This window comes from Roseovarius sp. D0-M9 (assembly GCF_037083805.1).
Classification (GTDB): Bacteria; Pseudomonadota; Alphaproteobacteria; order Rhodobacterales; family Rhodobacteraceae; genus Roseovarius.
Genome location: NZ_JBAPKZ010000002.1, coordinates 60,769 through 80,412, shown reverse-complemented (window position 1 = coordinate 80,412; position 19,644 = coordinate 60,769). Strand labels below are relative to the sequence as shown.

General features: G+C 63.2%; 22 protein-coding genes. 4 read left to right on the top strand and 18 right to left on the bottom strand.

The window, feature by feature from the left end; all coding sequences use genetic code 11:
- Window positions 1-97: 97 nt before the first annotated feature.
- Window positions 98-991 (top strand): bifunctional methylenetetrahydrofolate dehydrogenase/methenyltetrahydrofolate cyclohydrolase FolD, encoded by an 894-nt coding sequence (gene folD / locus V8352_RS02125; RefSeq protein WP_336422604.1) that lies wholly within the window; start codon window positions 98-100, stop codon window positions 989-991.
- 59 nt (window positions 992-1,050) lie between these two features.
- Here the strand turns inward: folD and pdeM are convergent, their stop codons facing one another.
- The 3 genes from pdeM to V8352_RS02110 form a co-directional block, all read right to left on the bottom strand.
- A complete protein-coding gene (gene pdeM / locus V8352_RS02120; protein WP_336422603.1) occupies window positions 1,051-1,713 on the bottom strand; it encodes a ligase-associated DNA damage response endonuclease PdeM in 663 nt (220 codons plus the stop codon).
- 18 nt (window positions 1,714-1,731) lie between these two features.
- Window positions 1,732-3,687, bottom strand: a complete 1,956-nt coding sequence (locus V8352_RS02115; protein ID WP_336422602.1) for a DNA gyrase/topoisomerase IV subunit B — start codon at window positions 3,685-3,687, stop codon at window positions 1,732-1,734.
- Between the two features lie 96 nt (window positions 3,688-3,783).
- Complete coding sequence (locus tag V8352_RS02110; RefSeq protein WP_336422601.1) at window positions 3,784-4,032, bottom strand: hypothetical protein; 249 nt, start codon at window positions 4,030-4,032, stop codon at window positions 3,784-3,786.
- A gap of 112 nt (window positions 4,033-4,144) precedes the next feature.
- Here V8352_RS02110 and V8352_RS02105 point away from each other — a divergent pair, with 112 nt between their 5' ends.
- The gene (locus V8352_RS02105) at window positions 4,145-5,044 is read left to right on the top strand and encodes a DMT family transporter (RefSeq protein WP_336422600.1); all 900 of its coding nucleotides are present in this window, start codon (window positions 4,145-4,147) and stop codon (window positions 5,042-5,044) included.
- Here the strand turns inward: V8352_RS02105 and V8352_RS02100 are convergent.
- Window positions 5,001-5,810, bottom strand: a complete 810-nt coding sequence (locus V8352_RS02100) for a division plane positioning ATPase MipZ (protein WP_336422599.1) — start codon at window positions 5,808-5,810, stop codon at window positions 5,001-5,003. The two genes, V8352_RS02105 and V8352_RS02100, sit on opposite strands and share 44 nt — an antisense overlap.
- A gap of 164 nt (window positions 5,811-5,974) precedes the next feature.
- Between V8352_RS02100 and V8352_RS02095 the strand changes: the two genes are divergently transcribed.
- Window positions 5,975-6,592 (top strand): hypothetical protein, encoded by a 618-nt coding sequence (locus V8352_RS02095; RefSeq protein ID WP_336422598.1) that lies wholly within the window; start codon window positions 5,975-5,977, stop codon window positions 6,590-6,592.
- 68 nt (window positions 6,593-6,660) lie between these two features.
- On the opposite strand, the gene dnaJ is transcribed toward V8352_RS02095, so the two are convergent.
- Together dnaJ and dnaK are read right to left on the bottom strand one after the other, a co-directional pair.
- Window positions 6,661-7,821 carry a molecular chaperone DnaJ gene (gene dnaJ, locus V8352_RS02090; protein ID WP_336422597.1) on the bottom strand — a complete coding sequence of 387 codons (1,161 nt, stop codon included), beginning with the start codon at window positions 7,819-7,821 and terminating at the stop codon, window positions 6,661-6,663.
- 71 nt (window positions 7,822-7,892) lie between these two features.
- Window positions 7,893-9,806 carry a molecular chaperone DnaK gene (dnaK, locus tag V8352_RS02085; RefSeq protein WP_336422596.1) on the bottom strand — a complete coding sequence of 638 codons (1,914 nt, stop codon included), beginning with the start codon at window positions 9,804-9,806 and terminating at the stop codon, window positions 7,893-7,895.
- Between the two features lie 198 nt (window positions 9,807-10,004).
- Here dnaK and V8352_RS02080 point away from each other — a divergent pair, with 198 nt between their 5' ends.
- Window positions 10,005-10,607, top strand: a complete 603-nt coding sequence (locus V8352_RS02080; protein WP_336422595.1) for an alpha-ketoglutarate-dependent dioxygenase AlkB family protein — start codon at window positions 10,005-10,007, stop codon at window positions 10,605-10,607.
- Between the two features lie 116 nt (window positions 10,608-10,723).
- Here V8352_RS02080 and mscL read toward each other — a convergent pair whose 3' ends face one another.
- From mscL to V8352_RS02020, 12 genes are all read right to left on the bottom strand, one after another.
- Complete coding sequence (gene mscL, locus V8352_RS02075; RefSeq protein ID WP_336422594.1) at window positions 10,724-11,155, bottom strand: large conductance mechanosensitive channel protein MscL; 432 nt, start codon at window positions 11,153-11,155, stop codon at window positions 10,724-10,726.
- Window positions 11,156-11,282: 127 nt separating this feature from the next.
- A complete protein-coding gene (locus V8352_RS02070) occupies window positions 11,283-11,729 on the bottom strand; it encodes a YtoQ family protein (protein ID WP_336422593.1) in 447 nt (148 codons plus the stop codon).
- Between the two features lie 15 nt (window positions 11,730-11,744).
- Entirely contained in the window at window positions 11,745-14,144 is a 2,400-nt protein-coding gene (gene pheT, locus V8352_RS02065) for a phenylalanine--tRNA ligase subunit beta (protein WP_336422592.1), read from the bottom strand.
- A 69-nt stretch (window positions 14,145-14,213) separates the two neighbouring features.
- Window positions 14,214-14,495, bottom strand: coding sequence for a YrhK family protein (locus V8352_RS02060; protein ID WP_336422591.1), 282 nt, complete (start codon window positions 14,493-14,495; stop codon window positions 14,214-14,216).
- A gap of 326 nt (window positions 14,496-14,821) precedes the next feature.
- Complete coding sequence (pheS, locus tag V8352_RS02055) at window positions 14,822-15,895, bottom strand: phenylalanine--tRNA ligase subunit alpha (protein WP_336422590.1); 1,074 nt, start codon at window positions 15,893-15,895, stop codon at window positions 14,822-14,824.
- A gap of 65 nt (window positions 15,896-15,960) precedes the next feature.
- The gene (locus tag V8352_RS02050) at window positions 15,961-16,845 is read right to left on the bottom strand and encodes a fatty acid desaturase (protein WP_336422589.1); all 885 of its coding nucleotides are present in this window, start codon (window positions 16,843-16,845) and stop codon (window positions 15,961-15,963) included.
- Between the two features lie 130 nt (window positions 16,846-16,975).
- Complete coding sequence (gene rpmE, locus V8352_RS02045; RefSeq protein WP_336422588.1) at window positions 16,976-17,197, bottom strand: 50S ribosomal protein L31; 222 nt, start codon at window positions 17,195-17,197, stop codon at window positions 16,976-16,978.
- Between the two features lie 11 nt (window positions 17,198-17,208).
- The gene (gene rplS, locus V8352_RS02040) at window positions 17,209-17,583 is read right to left on the bottom strand and encodes a 50S ribosomal protein L19 (RefSeq protein ID WP_336422587.1); all 375 of its coding nucleotides are present in this window, start codon (window positions 17,581-17,583) and stop codon (window positions 17,209-17,211) included.
- A 270-nt stretch (window positions 17,584-17,853) separates the two neighbouring features.
- On the bottom strand, window positions 17,854-18,651 hold the full coding sequence (gene trmD, locus V8352_RS02035; protein ID WP_336422586.1) for a tRNA (guanosine(37)-N1)-methyltransferase TrmD: 798 nt from the start codon (window positions 18,649-18,651) through the stop codon (window positions 17,854-17,856).
- Window positions 18,652-18,745: 94 nt separating this feature from the next.
- Complete coding sequence (locus V8352_RS02030; RefSeq protein ID WP_336422585.1) at window positions 18,746-18,907, bottom strand: DUF1328 family protein; 162 nt, start codon at window positions 18,905-18,907, stop codon at window positions 18,746-18,748.
- A gap of 80 nt (window positions 18,908-18,987) precedes the next feature.
- On the bottom strand, window positions 18,988-19,509 hold the full coding sequence (gene rimM / locus V8352_RS02025; RefSeq protein WP_336422584.1) for a ribosome maturation factor RimM: 522 nt from the start codon (window positions 19,507-19,509) through the stop codon (window positions 18,988-18,990).
- Entirely contained in the window at window positions 19,506-19,640 is a 135-nt protein-coding gene (locus V8352_RS02020) for a hypothetical protein (protein WP_336422583.1), read from the bottom strand. Before V8352_RS02020 ends, rimM begins: the two co-directional genes overlap by 4 nt.
- Between the last annotated feature and the right edge of the window lie 4 nt (window positions 19,641-19,644).

Sequence of the window (19,644 nt, the reverse complement as noted above, 5' to 3'; positions counted from 1 at the left end):
CCGGTCGCCGCCCTTCGGGCGGCTCCTCGCGCTCCGCGCGGGAGTATTTAACCCAAGATGAAGCAGGGGCGGCGCCCCCTATGACAAGGAGAGCGCGATGACCGCTCAGGTGATTGATGGCAAGGCATTTGCAGCCCGGATCCGCGGCAAGGTAGGCGCGCATGTTGCCCGCCTGAAGGAGGCGCATGATCTGGTGCCGGGCCTCGCTGTCGTGCTGGTGGGAGAGGATCCGGCCAGCCAGGTCTACGTCCGCTCGAAGGGCAAGCTGACGACCGAAGTCGGCATGAAGAGTGTCGAGCACAAGCTGGATGTGGATACGTCCGAGGCGGATCTGCTGGCTCTGATCGACCAGCTGAACAAGGATGAGAGCATTCACGGGATTTTGGTGCAGCTGCCGCTTCCCAAGCATCTGGACGAGGATCTGGTCATCAATTCCATCGATCCCGCCAAGGATGTGGACGGGTTTCACATCTCTAACGTGGGCCTGCTGGGGACGGGGCAGAAGAGCATGGTGCCCTGCACACCGCTGGGCTGTCTGATGATGCTGCGCGATCATCATGGCACGCTCTCGGGTCTTGATGCGGTCGTGATCGGGCGCAGCAATATCGTGGGCAAGCCTATGGCGCAGCTGCTGCTGGGTGACAGCTGTACCGTGACGATCGCGCATTCGCGGACCAAGGATTTGGCCGATGTGGTGCGCCGCGCCGATATCGTTGTTGCCGCTGTGGGCCGCCCCGAAATGGTGCCTGGCGACTGGATCAAGGAAGGGGCGACCGTGATAGATGTGGGGATCAACCGCGTCGAGGGCGAGGGTGGCAAGACGCGCCTGGTGGGCGATGTGGAGTATGAGACCTGCGCTGCGCGTGCGGGTGCCATCACGCCCGTGCCGGGCGGTGTCGGCCCGATGACGATTGCCTGCCTGCTGGCCAATACGCTGACGGCGGCCTGCCGCGCCAATGGGCTGGATGAGCCCGAGGGGCTGACGGTCTGAGCCTGCCACAGTTCTGAGATCTGGGGCCGCGCCCGTATAAGGGGGCGGCCCTTTGACGTTTAGCGAGGCATGGGGATGGCGCGCGCGACTGTCCCGGTCAGCACCGCCACCGCCTCGGCGCGCATCAGGCCGGACAGGGCGGCGTTGTCGCTACGCAGGCCGCCCGTATAGGTGCCATAGGCGGGCAAAATCACGCGATCGCTGTCGATGAGGAAGGCGGGGCGGCTGACGCTGCGCCCGCGCGCCTTGACGGACGCCTTTGGGTGGTAGTGGCCCGAGAGCTCGCCGCTGGCGCCGGGGCGCGCGATATGGCGGAAGGTGAGCGGCGGCAGTGGCAGTTCGGCCAGATGCGTGCCGCCAAGGTCGACCGGACCGGGATCGTGATTGCCCTCGATCCAGACCCATCGGCGGCCCGATTGCATCGTGGTGATCCAGAGCTTTTCGTTGGTGCTGAGGGCGTCCGCAGCGGCGCTGTCGTCGAAACTGTCGCCGAGGCAGACCACCGTCTTGGCCCCGGTCGCCGCGAGATCGGCGTCGAGCCGGGCCAGCGTGTCGCGCGTCTCGTAAGGGGGCAGGGAGGCGGCGCTGCGGCGCGCGTACCGCTCTGCCTTGCCAAGGTGCAGGTCCGAGGCGCAGAGCAGGTTTTCATCCGGCCAATAGAGCGCGCCGGACGGAAGCGCGATGAGACGTGCGCCGGCGAGGGTGAAGGGATGGGGGGTCATGGGGCGCTGCATCGCCTCTCAAACATCCAGCTCCTCCACGAACCGCGCATTTTCCTGGATATACTGGAACCGCAGCTCGGGCTTCTTTCCCATCAGGCGCTCGACAAGGTCGCCGGTCTGGCCCGGCTCGTCCTCGTCGATGGTGACGCGGATCAGCTTGCGGGATTGCGCGTTCATGGTGGTTTCCTTGAGGTCCTTGGCGTCCATTTCGCCGAGGCCCTTGAACCGGCTGACGTCGATCTTGCCCTTGCCGCCCAGGCCCTTTTCCATCCAGAGATCCCGCTCGGCCTGATCGAGGCAATAGACGCGGCGCGCGCCTTGGCTGAGGCGATAAAGCGGCGGGCAGGCGAGATAGAGGTGGCCTGCGTCAATCATCGGACGCATCTGGCTGAAGAAGAACGTCATGAGGAGCGCGGCGATATGCGCGCCGTCGACATCGGCATCGGTCATGATGATGATCTTGTCATACCGCAGATCGTCCAGATTGAACTTCGAGCCGAGGCCGACACCCAGCGCCTGCGTGAGATCACTGATCTCCTGATTGCTGCCCAGTTTCGAGCTGGCGGCACCGAGCACGTTCAGGATCTTGCCGCGCAGGGGCAGCAGGGCTTGCGTCCTGCGGTCGCGCGCCATCTTGGCCGAACCGCCCGCACTATCGCCCTCGACGATGAATAGCTCGGTCCCGTCGCGGGTGTTGGACGAGCAGTCGACCAGCTTGCCGGGCAGGCGCAATTTCTTGGTGGCAGTCTTGCGCTGGGTTTCCTTTTCCTGCCTCCGGCGTAGGCGTTCTTCGGCGCGCAGGACAAGGAAGTCGAGGATCCCGCCCGCCGACTTCGTATCGGCGGCCAGCCAATTGTCGAAATGATCGCGCACCGAGTTTTCGACCATGCGCTGCGCCTCGACGGTGGCCAGCCGATCCTTGGTCTGGCCGACAAATTCGGGATCGCGGACAAAGCAACTGACCAGCGCGCCCGCACCGGTCATCAGGTCTTCGCGCGTGATGGTCGCGGCCTTCTTGACGTTCACCAACTCGCCATAAGCCTTGATGCCCTTGAGGATGGCGGCCCAGAAACCGGCCTCATGCGTGCCGCCCTCGGGGGTGGGGACGGTGTTGCAATAGGATTGGATGAAGCCGTCGCGTGCGGGTGTCCAGTTGATCGCCCATTCCACCTTGCCCGGCACCTTGAACTTCTCAAAGCTGACGGACCCTGCGAAGGGCGTGTCGGCGTAGGTGGTGGCGCCGCCCATTGCCTCGCTCAGGTAGTCCGACAACCCGCCGGGAAAATGGAATTTGGCCTCGCGCGGCGTCTCGCCATCGTCGATGTCGGACTTCCAGCGGATCTCGACCCCTGAGAAGAGATACGCCTTGGAACGGGCCATCTTGAAAAGGCGCGCGGGCTTCAGCTTGAGCGAGCCGAAGATCTCGGGATCAGGGTGAAAGGTGACTGCGGTGCCGCGCCGGTTGGGGGCGGCGCCGATCTTTTCCAGAGGGCCCTGGGGCAGCCCACGCGAAAATTCCATCGCAAAGAGTTCTTTGTTGCGAGCCACCTCGACGCGCAAATGGTCCGATAGCGCATTCACCACCGAAGAGCCGACACCGTGCAAACCGCCCGAGGTCTGATAGCTGTCGCCGGAGAATTTGCCGCCCGCATTCAGCGTGCAGAAGATGATCTCGAGCGCGGACTTCTTGGGGTCCTTGGGGTGCGGCCCCGTTGGGATGCCGCGCCCGTTGTCACGCACGGACACATGGCCATTCTCGTGCAGCTCCACCTCGATCCAGCTGGCATGACCTGCCACAGCCTCGTCCATCGAGTTGTCGATGATCTCGGCGACCATATGGTGCAGCGCGCGGTCATCCTTGCCGCCGATATACATGCCGGGGCGTAGGCGCACATGCTCCATATCCTCCAGAACCTGGATCGAGGATGCATCGTAGTCGCCCGAGGATGTGGCGGCGGACAAAAGGTCGGACATGGGGTGCGCTGCTCGCTCTTTTTGAGTTTGGGCGATTATGACAGAGCGGCGCGCCGGTTGAAAGAACGCGCTGCGCCTCATTGCGCTCCAGATGGCTCAGGGTGGCCACAGAAGAAGGCCAAGACCTGCAAGCGTCAGCAACGTGGCCGTCAAGCCCGCCAGATGGCCCAGAGTTGCGCGCGGTGCGGGGTGGGAAAGCGCTCCCCTCATGGCGTGTGCTGGGGCGCTGCCGGAGGATATGGCACCGCCGCGCATCGTCCGGCCAAGCGAGGCTAGCAGGCAGATCCAGATGGCGAAAAGGCCAGCCGAGAGGCCAAGCCAGATGACCTGGACCAGCGGCATCATGGCAACCACCCCTGCTGAACAAAAAAGAGCATTTCATCCTCGCTCGTTATGCGGGCCAAACTCATGCGCTGGGCGCCTTTACATTGGGACGATTCCCGTCAACAAATCGCTAATGAGCGAGCATCTGAAGGGGCTTTTGATCACCACGCTGGGCGTGCTGATGATCGTCCCCGATTCCCTTTTCGTGCGCATGATCGCGGCCGACCCGGCCACGATCACCTTTTGGCGCGCCTGTATTTCCGGCAGTCTGATCCTGGCGGGATGCCTGGTATTTCAGGGGCTTGCCGGGTTTCGGGCGGTGGCACGCACAGGGTGGCCCGGGTTGCTTTATACGCTATTGATGGCAACGACGGCGCCCGGTTTCGTGATGGCGATATCGCTGACCAGTGTTGCAAATGTCGTTTTCATCTTTGCATCCATCCCGATCTTTGCCGCGATTTTCAGCCGGATTTTTCTGGGCGAGCCGTTCAGCCGGCGTATGGTCCTGACGATGGGCGCAGTGCTACCCGGCCTTGGCATCATCGCGTATGGCAGCAGTGAAAGCGAGGTCGCAAGCTGGCAGGGCGATGTGATCGCGCTCGCTGTTTCGGCTACCTTTGCCGCTGCGCTGACGGCTGTGCGCAAGGTGCGGGCAACCTCGATGATACCGGCGATCCCCGTCTCATACCTGCTGTCGGCGCTTGTCATGATGATCTGGGCCACGCCGGGTCAGGCGATGCCATCCCAGTGGCCCTTGATACTGGCACATGGCGGTTTCATCGCGATGTCGACCTGCCTTCTGACGCTGGGTCCGCGCTATCTGTCCTCGGCGGAGGTGTCGCTCCTGATCTTGCTCGAATCCGTGCTGGCGCCACTGCTTGTCTGGGCGCTGATCGGCGAAGACCCCGGCCCTTGGGCGATTTTTGGTGGGGCGCTTGTGATCGGGGCGCTCTTGGTGTCGAATGTCATCGCCCTGAGGCGCAGGCGCATCAGAACGTCGCCTCGACCCCCGGAAGTTTCAGTGCCGCGATAAGATCGCGCAGCTCTTGCCGCGCCGCGATGTTCGAGATGTTCAGCTGCTTGACGCCCACATCCTTGAGATCCAGCAGGGTCAGGCCGCGCGGAAAGAGCTCGCGAAAGATCACCCGCTCGTTAAAGCCGGGCGCAACGCGAAAGCCGATGCGCTTGGCCAGATTGTCGAGGGCCGCGCCCATTTTCTCTTTGTTCACCATCGCTTGGGCGCCAACGCGGTTGCGCACGACGATCCAGTCAATGGGTTTCAGCCCGGCTTGCGCGCGCAATTGGCGCGCGTTCCAGACCATCTCGGAATAGACTGAAGGTCGCAGGATCTTGCGGCCGTCGCCGTCGACATGGGCCAGCAGATCAAAATCGACGAAACTGTCATTGAGCGGCGTGATGAGTGTATCGGCAAGGCTATGCGCCACCTGGCTCAGCCGCGTGTGCGAGCCTGGGCAATCGATCACGATGAAATCGCTGTCAGGCTCCAGCGATGCGACCGCCTCGGACAGCCGGCGGTCATAGATGTTCTCGCCCGGTGTCAGCGCGCTTTGATCGACCTCGGGCAGGTCGTGATAATAGGGGCTGGGCAGGCTGAGACCTGCCTTGGCCAGATAGGTTTTGCGGTTTTCGGCGTAGCGGCCGAACGTTTTTTGCCGCAGATCCAGATCCAGCGTGCTCACGGTTTTGCCCAGCCGCGCGAGGGCCGTGGCAACGTGCATCGACACAGTCGATTTGCCCGCGCCGCCCTTTTCGTTTCCGACGACGATTATATGCGCCATGTCCCAAGTCCCTTGCCCACGCCCTCGGCTCGGAGCGTTTGAATCACAGTATAACGCGCCTTGGCAATATGAAAGGGCGCCGGGAGGTCTGAGGGGTCGGAACTTGGGCCACGGCGGCTGGTTGTTCTGCAAACGCAACGGAATCTAGAAAGGACGCAGCCCGTATGTGGGAATGGATTGCAGAAAACAGCGCGGGGCTGAACGTCGTCATCAGCGTTGTGACCGTTTTTGTATGGGTCGGATACTTCCAGCTCTTGTTCCTGTCGTTTCGGCGCCAGCGGCGCACGCGTATCCTGATCAATCGCGGGGCGGGGCGCGGAACAGACGCGCGGTGCCTGATCTCGAACATGGGCGCCGAGCCGCTGTATGTCATCAGCATCATCGGCACGCTGGAGAAGGGCGGCACCAGCATGTCAGCTGAAATCTCGGATCTAGATTCATATGAAGTCGGTGAGGTCAGCAAGAGCAGTGAGGCAACCAATCAGGGCCCGCTGGAGTCGGGTGAGTTTATGGACATCGGGAAATTCTCGGCGCTCATGGCGCGCTGCGCGCGTGCTTTGGGCGAGTCCGAGGAAAACGTCAGCGAGCGTTTTGACGGGCTGAAGCTGACCGTCATCGCGGCCTATGGCGCGGATGATCTGTCTGTCGGGGCGACGCGGCGCTTCGTTCTCGAGACGCGGGATGGGTGGACCAAGCTCGACCCCGAGCGGATATCGACGCGGCAGCTGCGTGCGCGCCGCGAACGGCGCGAGTTGGAGAAACTTCTCTACGATTATCGCTGAACGCAAAAGAGGCCCCGCCATACATATGGCGGGGCCTCTTGGTAACACGCACGGAAATCAGGCCCGGATCAGCCCTTCATGCTGTCCCAGAACGACTTGACCGACTTGAAGAACGTCTTGCTCTCGGGGTTGTTGTCCTCGGACAGCGCCTCGAATTCGCGCAAGAGATCCTTTTGCTTGGAGGTCAGATTGACGGGCGTCTCGACTGCCAGTTCGATGAACATATCGCCAAAGCCACCGCCCCGCAGCGCGGGCATCCCCTTGCCACGCAGGCGCATCTGGCGGCCCGACTGGCTGCCCTCGGGGATCTTAACCTTGCTGCGGCCGCCGTCGATGGTGGGCACCTCGATGTCGCCGCCAATCGCTGCGCTGATCATCGAGACCGGCACGTTGCAATAAAGGTTGGTCTCTTCGCGCTCGAAGAGGGGATGCTTGGCCACTTCGATAAAGATGTAGAGATCGCCGGGAGGCCCGCCGCGCATCCCCGCCTCGCCTTCGCCCGACAAGCGAATGCGCGTGCCGGTCTCGACACCCGCTGGGATGTTGACGCTCAGCGCGCGGTCTTTTTCGACGCGGCCCTGGCCACCGCAGGCCTTGCAGGGGTTTTGAACGATCTGGCCCATGCCCGAGCAGGTCGGACACGTCCGCTCGACGGTAAAGAAGCCTTGCTGTGCGCGCACCTTGCCCATGCCCGAACAGGTGGGGCACGTCGTCGGCTCGGCACCGCCCTCGGCCCCCGATCCATCGCAGGACGTGCATTGCACCGACGTGGGCACATTGATGGTCTTTTGAAGGCCCCTGTAGGCTTCTTCGAGCGTGACGCGCATGTTGTAGCGCAGGTCAGACCCGCGCGCGGCGCGTTGCCGCCCGCCGCCGCCCCGTGCGCCCATGAAATCCCCAAAGAGGTCATCGAACACATCGGAAAAGGCACTGGCGAAATCGCCTTGCCCTTGCGCGCCGGGGTGGCCGCCCCGTCCGCCGCCGCCACCGCCGCCCATGCCACCTTCGAAGGCAGCGTGGCCGAAACGGTCATAGGCAGCTTTCTTCTCGCCGTCTTTCAACACGTCGTAGGCTTCGCCCACTTCCTTGAACTGCGTCTCGGCGTTGGGATTGTCCTTGTTGCTGTCGGGGTGCAGCGCACGCGCCTTTTGACGGTATGCCTTCTTGATTTCATCTGCCGAGGCCCCGCGCGCGACGCCCAGAACCTCGTAATAATCGCGTTTGGCCATTCGGACCCTCCTAAACCTGAAACGAAACGGGCCGGCCCTAAAGACCGGCCCGAAGGTTTCTCAGCGGCGCATCACGCGCGCTTGTCGTCGTCAAGGTCCTCGAAGTCGGCGTCGACGACGTCGTCATCGCCCGAGCCGCCAGCCTCATCGGCGCCTGCCGGGCTGCCGTCTTCTTCCGACTGGCTAGCCTTGTAGATCGCCTCACCCAGCTTCATCGCGGCTTCCGAGACATTCTGGATGCCGGACTTGATCTTGGCCGCGTCATCCTTCTCAAGGTCTTCCTTGAGCGAAGAAATCGCCAGTTCGATAGCCTCGATCGTGGTGGGGTCCACCTTGTCCGAATGCTCTTCCATCGAGCGCTCGGTCGAGTCGATCAGGCTTTCTGCCTGGTTGCGCGCCTCGACCAGCTCGCGGCGGGCCTTGTCGGCGTCCGCGTTCTCCTCTGCGTCCTTGACCATCTTTTCGATGTCCTCTTCGCTGAGGCCACCCGACGCCTGGATCGTGATCTTGTGCTCTTTGTTCGTGCCCTTGTCCTTGGCCGAAACCGATACGATGCCGTTGGTGTCGATGTCGAAGGTCACTTCGATCTGGGGCATGCCGCGCGGTGCGGGCGGGATGTTTTCCAGATTGAACTGGCCCAGCATCTTGTTGTCGGCGGCCATCTCACGCTCGCCCTGGAACACGCGGATCGTCACGGCGTTCTGGTTGTCTTCGGCGGTCGAGAAGACCTGGCTCTTGTTCGTCGGGATCGTCGTGTTGCGGTCGATCAGGCGGGTAAAGACACCGCCCAGCGTCTCGATGCCCAGCGACAGGGGCGTGACATCCAGCAGCACGACGTCCTTGATGTCGCCTTGCAGAACGGCCGCCTGAATGGCCGCGCCCATCGCGACGACCTCATCGGGGTTCACACCCTTGTTCGGCTCCTTGCCAAAGAGCTTGGTCACCTCTTCGATCACCTTGGGCATACGCGTCATGCCGCCAACCAGAACGACCTCGTCGATGTCGTTGGCTGTCAGGCCGGCGTCCTTGAGCGCGGCTTGGCACGGCTTGAGCGATGCCTTGATCAGGTCGCTGACCAGCGATTCCAGCTTGGCACGGGTCAGTTTCATGACCATGTGCAGCGGCTGGCCACTTGAGGACATCGAGATGAACGGCTGGTTGATCTCGGTCTGGCTCGAGCTTGAAAGCTCGATCTTGGCCTTTTCAGCCGCCTCTTTCAGGCGCTGCAGGGCCATCTTGTCCTGCGTCAGGTCGACCTGGTGCTCTTTCTTGAACTCGCCGGCCAGGTAGTTGACGATCCGCATGTCGAAATCTTCGCCACCGAGGAAGGTGTCACCATTGGTGGCCTTCACCTCAAAGAAGCCTTCGGCCATTTCGAGGATCGTGACGTCGAATGTGCCGCCGCCGAGGTCATAGACCGCGATCGTCTGCTCATCCTTTTTGTCGAGGCCATAGGCCAGCGCGGCTGCCGTCGGCTCGTTCACGATGCGCAGCACTTCGAGGCCCGCGATCTTGCCCGCGTCCTTGGTGGCCTGGCGCTGCTGGTCGTTGAAATAGGCGGGCACGGTGATGACGGCCTGCGTGACTTCCTCGCCCAGATAGCTCTCGGCGGTTTCCTTCATCTTGCCCAGGATGAACGCGCTGATCTGGCTGGGGGAGTATTTCTCGCCGCGCGCCTCGACCCATGCGTCGCCATTGCCGCCATCGACGACCTTGAAGGGCATGTTCTTGTTGTCTTTGGCCAGATGGCTGTCATCGGCGCGGCGGCCGATCAGGCGCTTGACGCCAAATACGGTGTTTTCGGGGTTCGTGACGGCCTGCCGCTTGGCGGGCTGACCGACGAGACGCTCATTCTCGGTGAAGGCGACGATCGAGGGCGTCGTGCGCGCCCCTTCGGAGTTTTCGATCACGCGTGCAGTCTGGCCATCCATGATGGCGATGCAGCTGTTGGTGGTTCCGAGGTCGATACCAATGACTTTGGACATGGATTACATCCCTTTCTCTTCAGGCGATATGGCGGGAACAGGCCCGTTTCGGCACCTACCCCCGGTTATGAAAGGCATGGCCCGCGTTTGCTGGCCTCTGCTTCTGGGCGTATATAGGGAGGGCGCAAACGCCCTGCAAGCGGTGCGGCGTGAGGCAATTTGCAGAATTTCATCAAAAAAGCCGTGCGAGGGCGCGATATGACCGAACTGGAGCTGCGCGGATTTCGAATTTTCCCGGGTTACATAGACGCGGGCGCGCAGGCCGCGCTGGTGGAGGCGCTGCGCGCCGTGGTCGCGGCAGCGCCGCTTTTTTCGCCGATGACCCCCATGGGGCGCGCGATGAGCGTGCGCATGACATCGGCGGGCCGCTATGGCTGGATATCGGACCGGGCAGGCTATCGCTATGCGTCCACGCACCCGGACGGGCAGGCGTGGCCCGCGATACCGCAGGCGGTGCTGGGCATCTGGCGCGATCTGGTCAGCGATGTGCGCGATCCCGATTGTTGCCTCATCAACTATTATGGCGAAGGCGCGCGCATGGGCCTGCATCAGGACCGCGACGAGGCGGATTTCAAATGGCCGGTGCTGTCGATCTCGCTGGGCGATGACGGGCTCTTGCGCATCGGCAATGTCGCGCGGGGCGGCAGCACGGTGTCGCACTGGCTGCACTCGGGTGATGTGGTGGTGATGGGAGGCGACGCGCGCCTCGTGCATCACGGGGTGGACAGGATCCGCTTTGGCTCGTCCAGCCTGCTCAGCGGCGGAGGACGGATCAACCTGACCTGCCGGGTCGTCGACTGAGGGAGGGCCGGAAGATCGCCAGCCTGCCCCGCGACCACATTGGGAGCGCAACAGCGTCGGACCAATGACGAAAGGCCCCGGTCGCTCCGGGGCCTTTTGAAATGAGGGTATATCGCTCAGCGGGTGCGCAGGGCGTCGCGGATCTCGATCAGGATGTCCTTCTCGGACGGCCCGGTGTGGACCTCGGGCGCGACCTCGTCGGGCTTCTCGGCCAAGGATTTGACCTTGTTGACGTATTTGACCAACATGAAAACGACGAAGGCGATAATCAGAAAATTGATGACCGCCATGATGAACGCACCATAGGCAAAGACGGAGGCCCCCGCTTCGCGCGCCGCGTCGAGCGATGCGCCCGCTGGCACGTCACCCGCCAGAACGGCGTAGTTGTTGGTGAAATCGATGCCGCCCGTAAAAAGCCCGATGATCGGGTTTATGATGTCACCGACCATTGATGTCACGATGGCAGTAAAGGCCGCGCCAACGATGATGCCGACAGCCATGTCCATGACATTGCCCTTGGCAATGAAGTCTTTGAATTCGCCTAACATAATTGTCCCTAAATCCCAAGTTGTGCGGCCCATCTCGCGCGGCTGCGCAAAGACTTTAGCACATTGGAGCACGGGGCCGATTCCATTTTTTAATTGTCTGGATCATGTCAGCGCCAAGGCGCTGCAATCACTTGGGCAGCGTGCCCTCCAGCACATAGCGCAGGATCTGCACCACTTCGTCCGGAGTGCGCGCAACCGCCAGTGCGGCGGCGTCCACCTCCTTGAGGGCATGATCGTGCTCGGCCGGTTGCAGGATGATCAGTGACTTGCCCAAGGCAGCGGCATAGCCGGCGTCAAACGCCGCGTTCCACTGCTTGTACTTGTCGCCAAAGCGCACGACGACGACATCGGCCTCCTCGATCCCCATGCGCGTGCGGATGGCGTTCAGCTTGGCGCCCTTGTGATCGTGCCAGAACTTGCTGTCCTCGGCGCCCAGAATGGCGACGCCGCAATCATCGCTGGCGCCATGATCGGTCACAGGTGCGCTGAAATGCACATGCAGCCCTTCCGCGCCCGCCTCAATCTGGTCGCGCCAGTCGGTGTGAATTTCGCCGCTGAGATAGACGTTCAGCATGTCGTTCCTCCTTGCTTAGCTGCGCAGGGTGCCGCCGGTCGCGCGTGCGACCTTGTCGACGATCTTGGCCGAGACGGCCTCGATATCGGCTTCCTTTAGGGTGGCGTCGATGGGTTGGAGCCGCACGGTGATGGCCAGCGACTTGCGTCCCTCGCCAAGGCTGCCGCCGATGAATTCATCAAAGACGCGCACATCCTCGATCAATGCCTTGTCCGCGCCGGCGGCCGCGTTGACCAGCGTCAGCGCCTCGACATCCGCATCGACGACGAAGGCAAAGTCGCGCTCGACCGCTTGCAGCCCGTGCATCTGCGCCGCGCCCCGGTTGGCGGTGGCGTTGCGCGGCAGGGGGATCTCGGCGGGCCACAGGGTAAAGGCCATGGCGTTGCCCTTGATCCCCAGCGCGCGCAGGGTTTTCGGATGCAGCTCGCCAAAGACGCCCAGCACCTTTTTCGGGCCAAGGCAGATCATGCCATGGCGGCCCGGATGCCACCACTCGCGCGCCCCGCGCAGGATCTGCACCTTGGCCGGCGCGCCGATGGCCGACAGGATCGCCTCGGCATCCGCCTTGGCATCGTAAAGGTCGACCGCGCGGGCGCTGCCGTGCACATCCTTGGGCCCGGTGCGGCCCAGAAGGACGCCCGCGACCTGCAAGTGCTGCTCGCCCGGCTCGCCGCCATGGAAGGCGTGACCGACCTCGAACAGCGCCATATCCGAAATGCCGCGCGACTGGTTGCGCGCCGCAGCTTGCAAGAGGCCGGGCAGCAGCGCGGGGCGCATATGGCTCATCTCGCTGCTGATCGGGTTGGCCAGCATCGTGGCATCGTCGCCGCCGCCAAAGAGCGTGGCCGAGGCATGGTCGATGAAGCTGTAGGTGACGCACTCGTTATAGCCCAGCGCCGCCGCCGTGCGCCGCGCGATTTGCTCGCGCTTTTGTGCGGGCGACAGGATCGGGGCGGGCACACCTGCCTGCATCCGGGGCAGGGGGCGCCCCTGCAGCTTGGTCAGGGAGGCGACGCGCGCGACCTCTTCGACCAGATCCGCCTCGCCCAGAACGTCGGGCCGCCAGCTGGGCACGGTGGCCAAGTCGCCTTCGAGGCGAAAGCCAAGCGCCGTCAGAGTCTGGCGCTGCTCGGCTTCGGGAATCTCCATGCCGACCAGCGACTGCACCCGCGCCGGGACCAGCCGATAGGCGCGGCGCGTGTCCGGCACCTTGCCTGCCTTGACCAGATTCGAGGGCGTGCCGCCGCAAAGATCCATGATCATCTGCGCGGCAAGGTCTACCGCTTCCATGTTGAAGGCAGGATCAATCCCGCGCTCGTTGCGGTAGCGCGCGTCCGAGTTGATTTTCAGCGCGCGTCCCGTCGCGGCGATCTGCACGTTGTCCCAGACAGCAGCCTCGAGAAAGACATCGGTGGTCTCCTCGGTGCAGCCTGTGGCAAGGCCGCCCATGATGCCGCCAATGCTCTCGATGCCGGTGTCGTCCGAAATCACCACCTGCCCAGGCGAGAAGGTGTATTCCTTTTCGTCCAGACCCATCAGCGTCTCGCCGCCCTTGGTGCGGTGGATGCGCAGATCGCCCGTGACCTTGCCCGCATCAAAGACGTGCAGGGGCCGGTTGCGGTCGAAGGTAAAGAAGTTCGTCACATCGACCAGCGCCGAGATCGGGCGCAATCCGATGGCGCGCAGGCGGTCCTGTAGCCACGCGGGGCTGGGCCCGTTCTTGACGCCACGGATCAGCCGCCCAGCAAAGACCTCGCAGCCGTTTTGCGCCGTATCCTCGTCGATGCTTACCTGAATGGGGCAGGGGAATGCGCCCTCGACATGGGCGTGCGGCGCGTTCTTCATCGTGCCCAGACCGCGCGCGGCCAAATCCCGCGCGATGCCGCGCACACCCAGCGCATCGGGGCGGTTGGGGGTGATGGCGATCTCGATCACTGGATCGACCTTGGCCGGATCATGCAACGCCAGCCAGTCGATGTAACGCATGCCCACCTCGCCCGAGCTGAGCTCGATGATGCCGTCATGTTCCTCGGACAGCTCCATCTCGCGCTCCGAGCACATCATGCCATGGCTCTCGATGCCGCGGATCTTGCCGACGCCGATGGTGGTGTCGATACCCGGCACATAGACGCCGGGCTTGGCCACGACCACGGTGATCCCCTGCCGCGCATTGGGCGCGCCGCAGATGATCTGCAACTCGCCCTCGCCGGTGGCCACGCGGCAAACGCGCAGGCGGTCGGCATCGGGATGCTGCTCGGCATGGGTGACATAGCCCAGCGTGAAATCGGCCAGCCGCGCGGCGGGGTTCGTCACCCCCTCCACCTCGAGGCCCAGATCGGTCAGCGCATATGTGATCTCATCGACCGTGGCCGATGTATCGAGATGGTCCTTGAGCCAGGAGATCGTGAATTTCATGTGCCGTCATCCGCAGGTCATTGGGGTCGCGCCTCGCATAGCGCAGAAGGGGCTGGGGGGAAAGGCCGCTTACCCCTGATAGCGCTTGGCCAGATCATCGGTGTCACCCATTTTCAGCAACTTGATCTCGCGGATGAGGCGTAACGTCGGCTTGAGGCAAAAGCAGAACGAGCCGATGACGAACAGCCAGATCGCGGCGGTCTCGTATTCGGCCCAGAAAAAGAGGATGGAGCCGATGAGGAATGCGCTCGCGGCAGTGAAGTCTGTGATCGTATAGGCCAGCTCGAACATCGCATAGACGCGGCGGCTCTCGGCTGAATCCTGGCGATTGTGGTGCTGAAACAGGCGCATGGCGTGGCTCCTCTGACTTTGCCTTCAATTCAAAGCGCTGAAACCTCCGAAATCAAGTCGAAGAAAGGAGTTTGACAGAGCGCCTCCCCCGTCCGGAATCAAGCCGAAGGCGCTCGTCCGGCTTGGGCAAGGCGTGGGGGCTCTTGCCGCACTACCGATGGTCATGGTGTGGTGCGGTGGAACGTCAGATTCAACCTACGGCGTGGGACCCCAAAGGTAGATTGCCCACGCGCCCGCCAACGAGATAAGTGTTGAAAAAATGATTGTCGGAATATTGGGCGCCGCCTGCACTTTCCGAAGAAATAGTAAAAGCGATTTCTCGGTAATCACCTACTCAATCCACCCCTCAACGTCGGCACATCCAGCGCAGCAAACCCGTAATGCCGCAGCCACCGCAAATCTGAATCAAAAAACGCCCGCAGATCCGGGATGCCGTATTTCAGCATTGCGATCCGGTCGATGCCCATGCCGAAGGCAAAGCCCTGCCATTCGTTCGGGTCGATGTTTCCGGCCTCCAGCACCTTGGGATGCACCATGCCGCTACCCAGGATTTCGAGCCAGTCGTCGCCCTCACCCACCTTCAACGTGCCGCCCTCCCACGAGCAGCGGATGTCGACCTCGGCCGACGGCTCGGTGAACGGGAAGTGCGACGCGCGGAAGCGCAGCTCGACATCGTCGACCTCGAAGAACGCCTTGACGAATTCTTCCAGAACCCATTTCAGGTTCGCCATCGAGATGTCCTTGTCGATGGCAAGCCCCTCGATCTGGTGGAACATGGGCGTATGCGTCATGTCGTAATCGGCGCGATAGACGCGGCCCGGTGCGATCACGCGGATGGGCGCGCCCTGAGCCTGCATCGCGCGGATCTGCACGGGGCTGGTATGGGTGCGCAGCACATGGGGCGGGCGCTCGTCGCCGGGGCCGCGATGGGTGTAGAAGGTGTCCATCTCGGCGCGGGCGGGATGGTGGCCCGGAATGTTCAGCGCGTCGAAATTGAACCAATCGCTTTCGATCTGCGGCCCTTCGGCCACGGCAAAGCCCATGTCGGCAAAGATCGCGGTGACCTCTTCGGTGACCTGGCTGATCGGGTGGATCGTACCCTGCCGCTGCGCCCGCGCGGGCAGCGTGACGTCCAGCCATTCGCCGCGCAGACGCTCGTCCAGCGCGGCATCGCCCAATGCCTCCTTCTTAGCGGCCAGGGCCGAGGTGATCTCGTCCTTCAGGGCGTTCAGCTTGGGCCCGGCGCTTTGGCGCTCTTCGGCGGTCATCTTGCCCAGCTCGCGCATGGCAAGGCTGATCTCGCCCTTCTTGCCGATGGCCTTCAGGCGCAGATCCTCCAGCGTCGCCTCATCGGCGGCACCGGCAATGGCCTGAATGTATTTGTCGCGCAGATCGTCCATCGGGGCACCTATCGGTCAGTCAGCATGGCCTGCGAGTTACCGCGCATCCCTTTTGCGCGCAAGCCTTAGCGCAGATCGCGCACCGTCCGGGCCGTAAAGCCGGCATAGCCATCCTCCAGCACGCCATGATGGCCCTGCATCTCTTTGTGCAGCGCAGGCAGCCGGTGAAAGGGGACGGTCGGGATCGCGTGATGCTCGGTATGATAGGGCATGTTCCAGGCAAGGAACCGGACGATGCGGTTCGTGCGCGTGGTCCGCGTGTTTTGCAGCATGTCGGACACCATGGGGCACCGCCCATGTTCGGCCATCAGATAGAGCCGCAAGAAGGGCTGCCCCAGCAGCGCGGGCAAGAGCCAGATCCAGACCAGAAGCGGCGTAACGGCAAGACTGATGGCGGCCGCGGCGTAGATCACCAGCATCACGCGCGCCTCGCGGATGATGCGGGGGTGGGCGCGGCTGGGGATATAGGCCGCATCCATCCGGCCCCGCGCACAATCCAGCGTAATACGCGCCATCGACGCCCAGTAGGGCAGGCCCGAGACGTGGCGCACATACTGCGCCCATGTTTCGGGCTTGGGCGAGGCCAGCTCGGGATCCTTCTGGGGGTCGTTGGTGTGCCGGTGGTGGGCAAGATGAAAATAGCGAAACCACTCGAACGGAAGCAGTATCAGCACGCCGCAGACGCGCCCGACCCATTCGTTCAGCACCGCAGATCTGAAGGGTGTCTTGTGCGTCGCCTCATGCTCGAGCGTGAAGAGAAAGCAGATGGCGATGCCCTGCGCGATCAGGGCCACCTGCCAAAGCGGCCAGCCTTGGGCGATCCAGAGAGCCAGCACAGCGATCAACGCGACATGGCCCGCAAGATGGCGCAGGCCAGCGGCATTTTCCGTGGTGTTGAGTGTTGCCAGCGTTTCGGGCGCAAGCTGGGCTATGAAGGCTTTGTGGTCCATGGCGCGGCATATAGTGCCCACGCCGCGCGTGATCCAGAGCGCTGGGCCGTGCCCCAACGAAAAACGCCCCAACGAAAAACGCCGCCCCATGCGGGGCGGCGCCTTCGGAAAATGGCAAAGGTCAAGTGGCTTAGAAGCCCAGACCTTCGTACTTCTTCTTGAACTTGGACACGCGGCCACCGGAGTCCATCAGACGGCCCGAGCTTCCGGTCCACGCGGGGTGGACGGTGGGGTCGATGTCCAGCGACAGCTGATCGCCTTCCTTGCCATAGGTCGAGCGCATTTTCAGGATCGTGCCGTCGGTCATCTTGACGTTGATCTCGTGATAATCGGGGTGGATGTCTTTTTTCATCGAACCGGTCCTTACGCTTTCTTGGGCTTGTAGGTGGTGTCTTCTGCGATACGGGCGGACTTGCCGCGACGCGCGCGCAGGTAATACAGCTTGGCGCGGCGGACACGGCCACGGCGCACCACTTCGATGCTGTCGATGTTGGTCGAATAGAGGGGGAACATACGCTCCACGCCTTCGCCAAACGAAATCTTGCGCACGGTGAACGAACCGGCGATGCCTTCGCCGTTCTTGCGGCTGATGCAGACGCCCTCGAAGGCCTGAACGCGGGTGCGCGTGCCTTCTGTCACCTTGAAGCCGACGCGCACGGTGTCGCCGGCCTTGAAATCGGGAATGGTCTTGCCAAGCTCGGCAATCTGTTCCGCTTCGATCTGAGCGATAATGTTCATCGCTGAACTCCTGGGTTTGCTTGCGGTTTTTGTCCACAAAGTGTTTCGCGCCCCGAGAGCTGGTGGCCCTTGACCGGATCCCTCTGACCAGATGTCAGAAGTCCGCCCCAGATCGGATCGTCATTATCTACGCTGCGCCTTGGGGTGGTGCTGGCCCGAATGCGAGGAACATCTGGCAAAGGCATACCCTGAGGCTCCCGACTCGGGCTGTGCCGGGACGGGTTGCGCGGGCTTTAAGACAGATGGGCGTCTATTGCAAGCGGCGCGGCGTCACTTCGCGTAACGATCCCACATATCCGGGCGCCTTTCGCGCGTGATCCGCTCGGCCTCGGCCTGACGCCACGCGGCGATGGCGCCATGATTGCCCGAGGTCAGCACGCCCGGGATCGTGCTGCCCTGCCATTCGGCGGGGCGGGTATACTGCGGATGCTCCAGAAGGCCGCTGGAATGGCTTTCCTCCACCGCGCTCGCCTCGTTTCCCAGAATGCCGGGGCGCAGGCGCAACGCGGCGTCGATCATCGCCTGCGCCGCGATCTCGCCGCCGGTCATGACGAAATCGCCCAAGGAAACCTCGATGGCGCCGAAATGATCGATCACGCGCTGGTCCAGCCCCTCGAACCGGCCACAGATCAGGGTCATGCCCGGCCCGGCTGCCAGATCCCGCGCCATCTGCTGGTCAAACCGGCGGCCCCGTGGGCTGAGATAGATCAGGGGGCTGCCGGGCGCGGCCCGCGCCTGCGCCGCCTCGATTGCGGCGCCCATCACGTCGGCGCGCAGGACCATACCGGCGCCGCCGCCTGCGGGCGTGTCGTCGACATTGCGGTGCTTGCCGATGCCGTGCTGGCGCAGATCAAGCGCCTCAAGTTCCCAAAGACCGTCCTGCAGCGCGCGGCCCGTCAGGCTTTCGCCCAGAATTCCGGGGAAGGCTTGGGGTAGGAGTGTGATGACCTGCACACGCCACGCCCGTGCAAGGCGCTGCGGGCCGTCCAGCAGATCGCGCGGGGCGGCGCTCAGTGTTACGGATTTGCGGCCATGGGACCGCTCCGGGGGGATGGATGGGCTCGACATGCGCTGGCCATAGCGCGCGCGCGGCCGCCTTGGCAAGCGCGCGCGCCATGGCGGACCGTGCCTTGGTCCAGCTTACGTCCTTTCGCGAAGCGCGTTAGGCCAGCGCGATGATACCGAAAAGCACCAGCAAGAACAGGACCAGCGCCACAACGATCAGCACCTTGGCACCGGTAAGCGCCAGACCCGACAGGCTGTTGAAGCCCAGAAGGGCGGCAATGGCCGCAATGGCCAGAAGTATGAGAATCCATTCGATCATCGGAACACCTTTCGCGTGATGGCCGGGATGCCGACCTGTATCGCGCAAACCCCGGACCGGGGCGTAGGGTTCCATTGATCTCAGTCTTCGGGAAAGAGCCCCTCGGGTGGGTCGGCCACGATGCGGCGACCAGCAAGATCGACCGTCGGCACCGACGCCTGCGTGAAGGGAAGCAGCACGGTCTCGGGCGTGCCGGGCACGGCGATTTCCAGCAGGTCCGACGCGCCGTGGTTCAACACGGTCTTGACCTCACCAAGCAGCGCGCCGCCGGTGTCATGCACCGCAAGGCCCACCAGATCGGCGTGATAATATTCGTCATCGGGCAGGCTGGGCAGCTTGGAGCGGGCGATCATCAGGCGCACGCCGCGCAGCGCGTCGGCGTCTTCCTTGGTGGTGATACCCGACAGGCGCGCGGTGAAGCCCCCCTTGGTCTGGCCGGTCAGGGTAACGCTGTGCTGCGCCCCGCCGCCTTCAGGCGTCAGCGCGCCGTAAGCGGCGATATCCTCGGGGATGGCCGCAAAACTCTTGAGGCGGACCTCGCCGCGCACCCCAAAGGAGCCGGCGATGGCCCCGATGCAGATCATGTCCTCGTGTTCGCTCATCTCGTCTCTCCCCGGCAGAGGCCGCGCACCACCTGCCCACCTGCTGCTGCGCAGTCCTGCGCGTGTTGATATTTGGCATAGCCCCATCCGGCAAGAAAGAGCAGCGCCCAGAAAATCGGTTTGCGCAGCATGGCC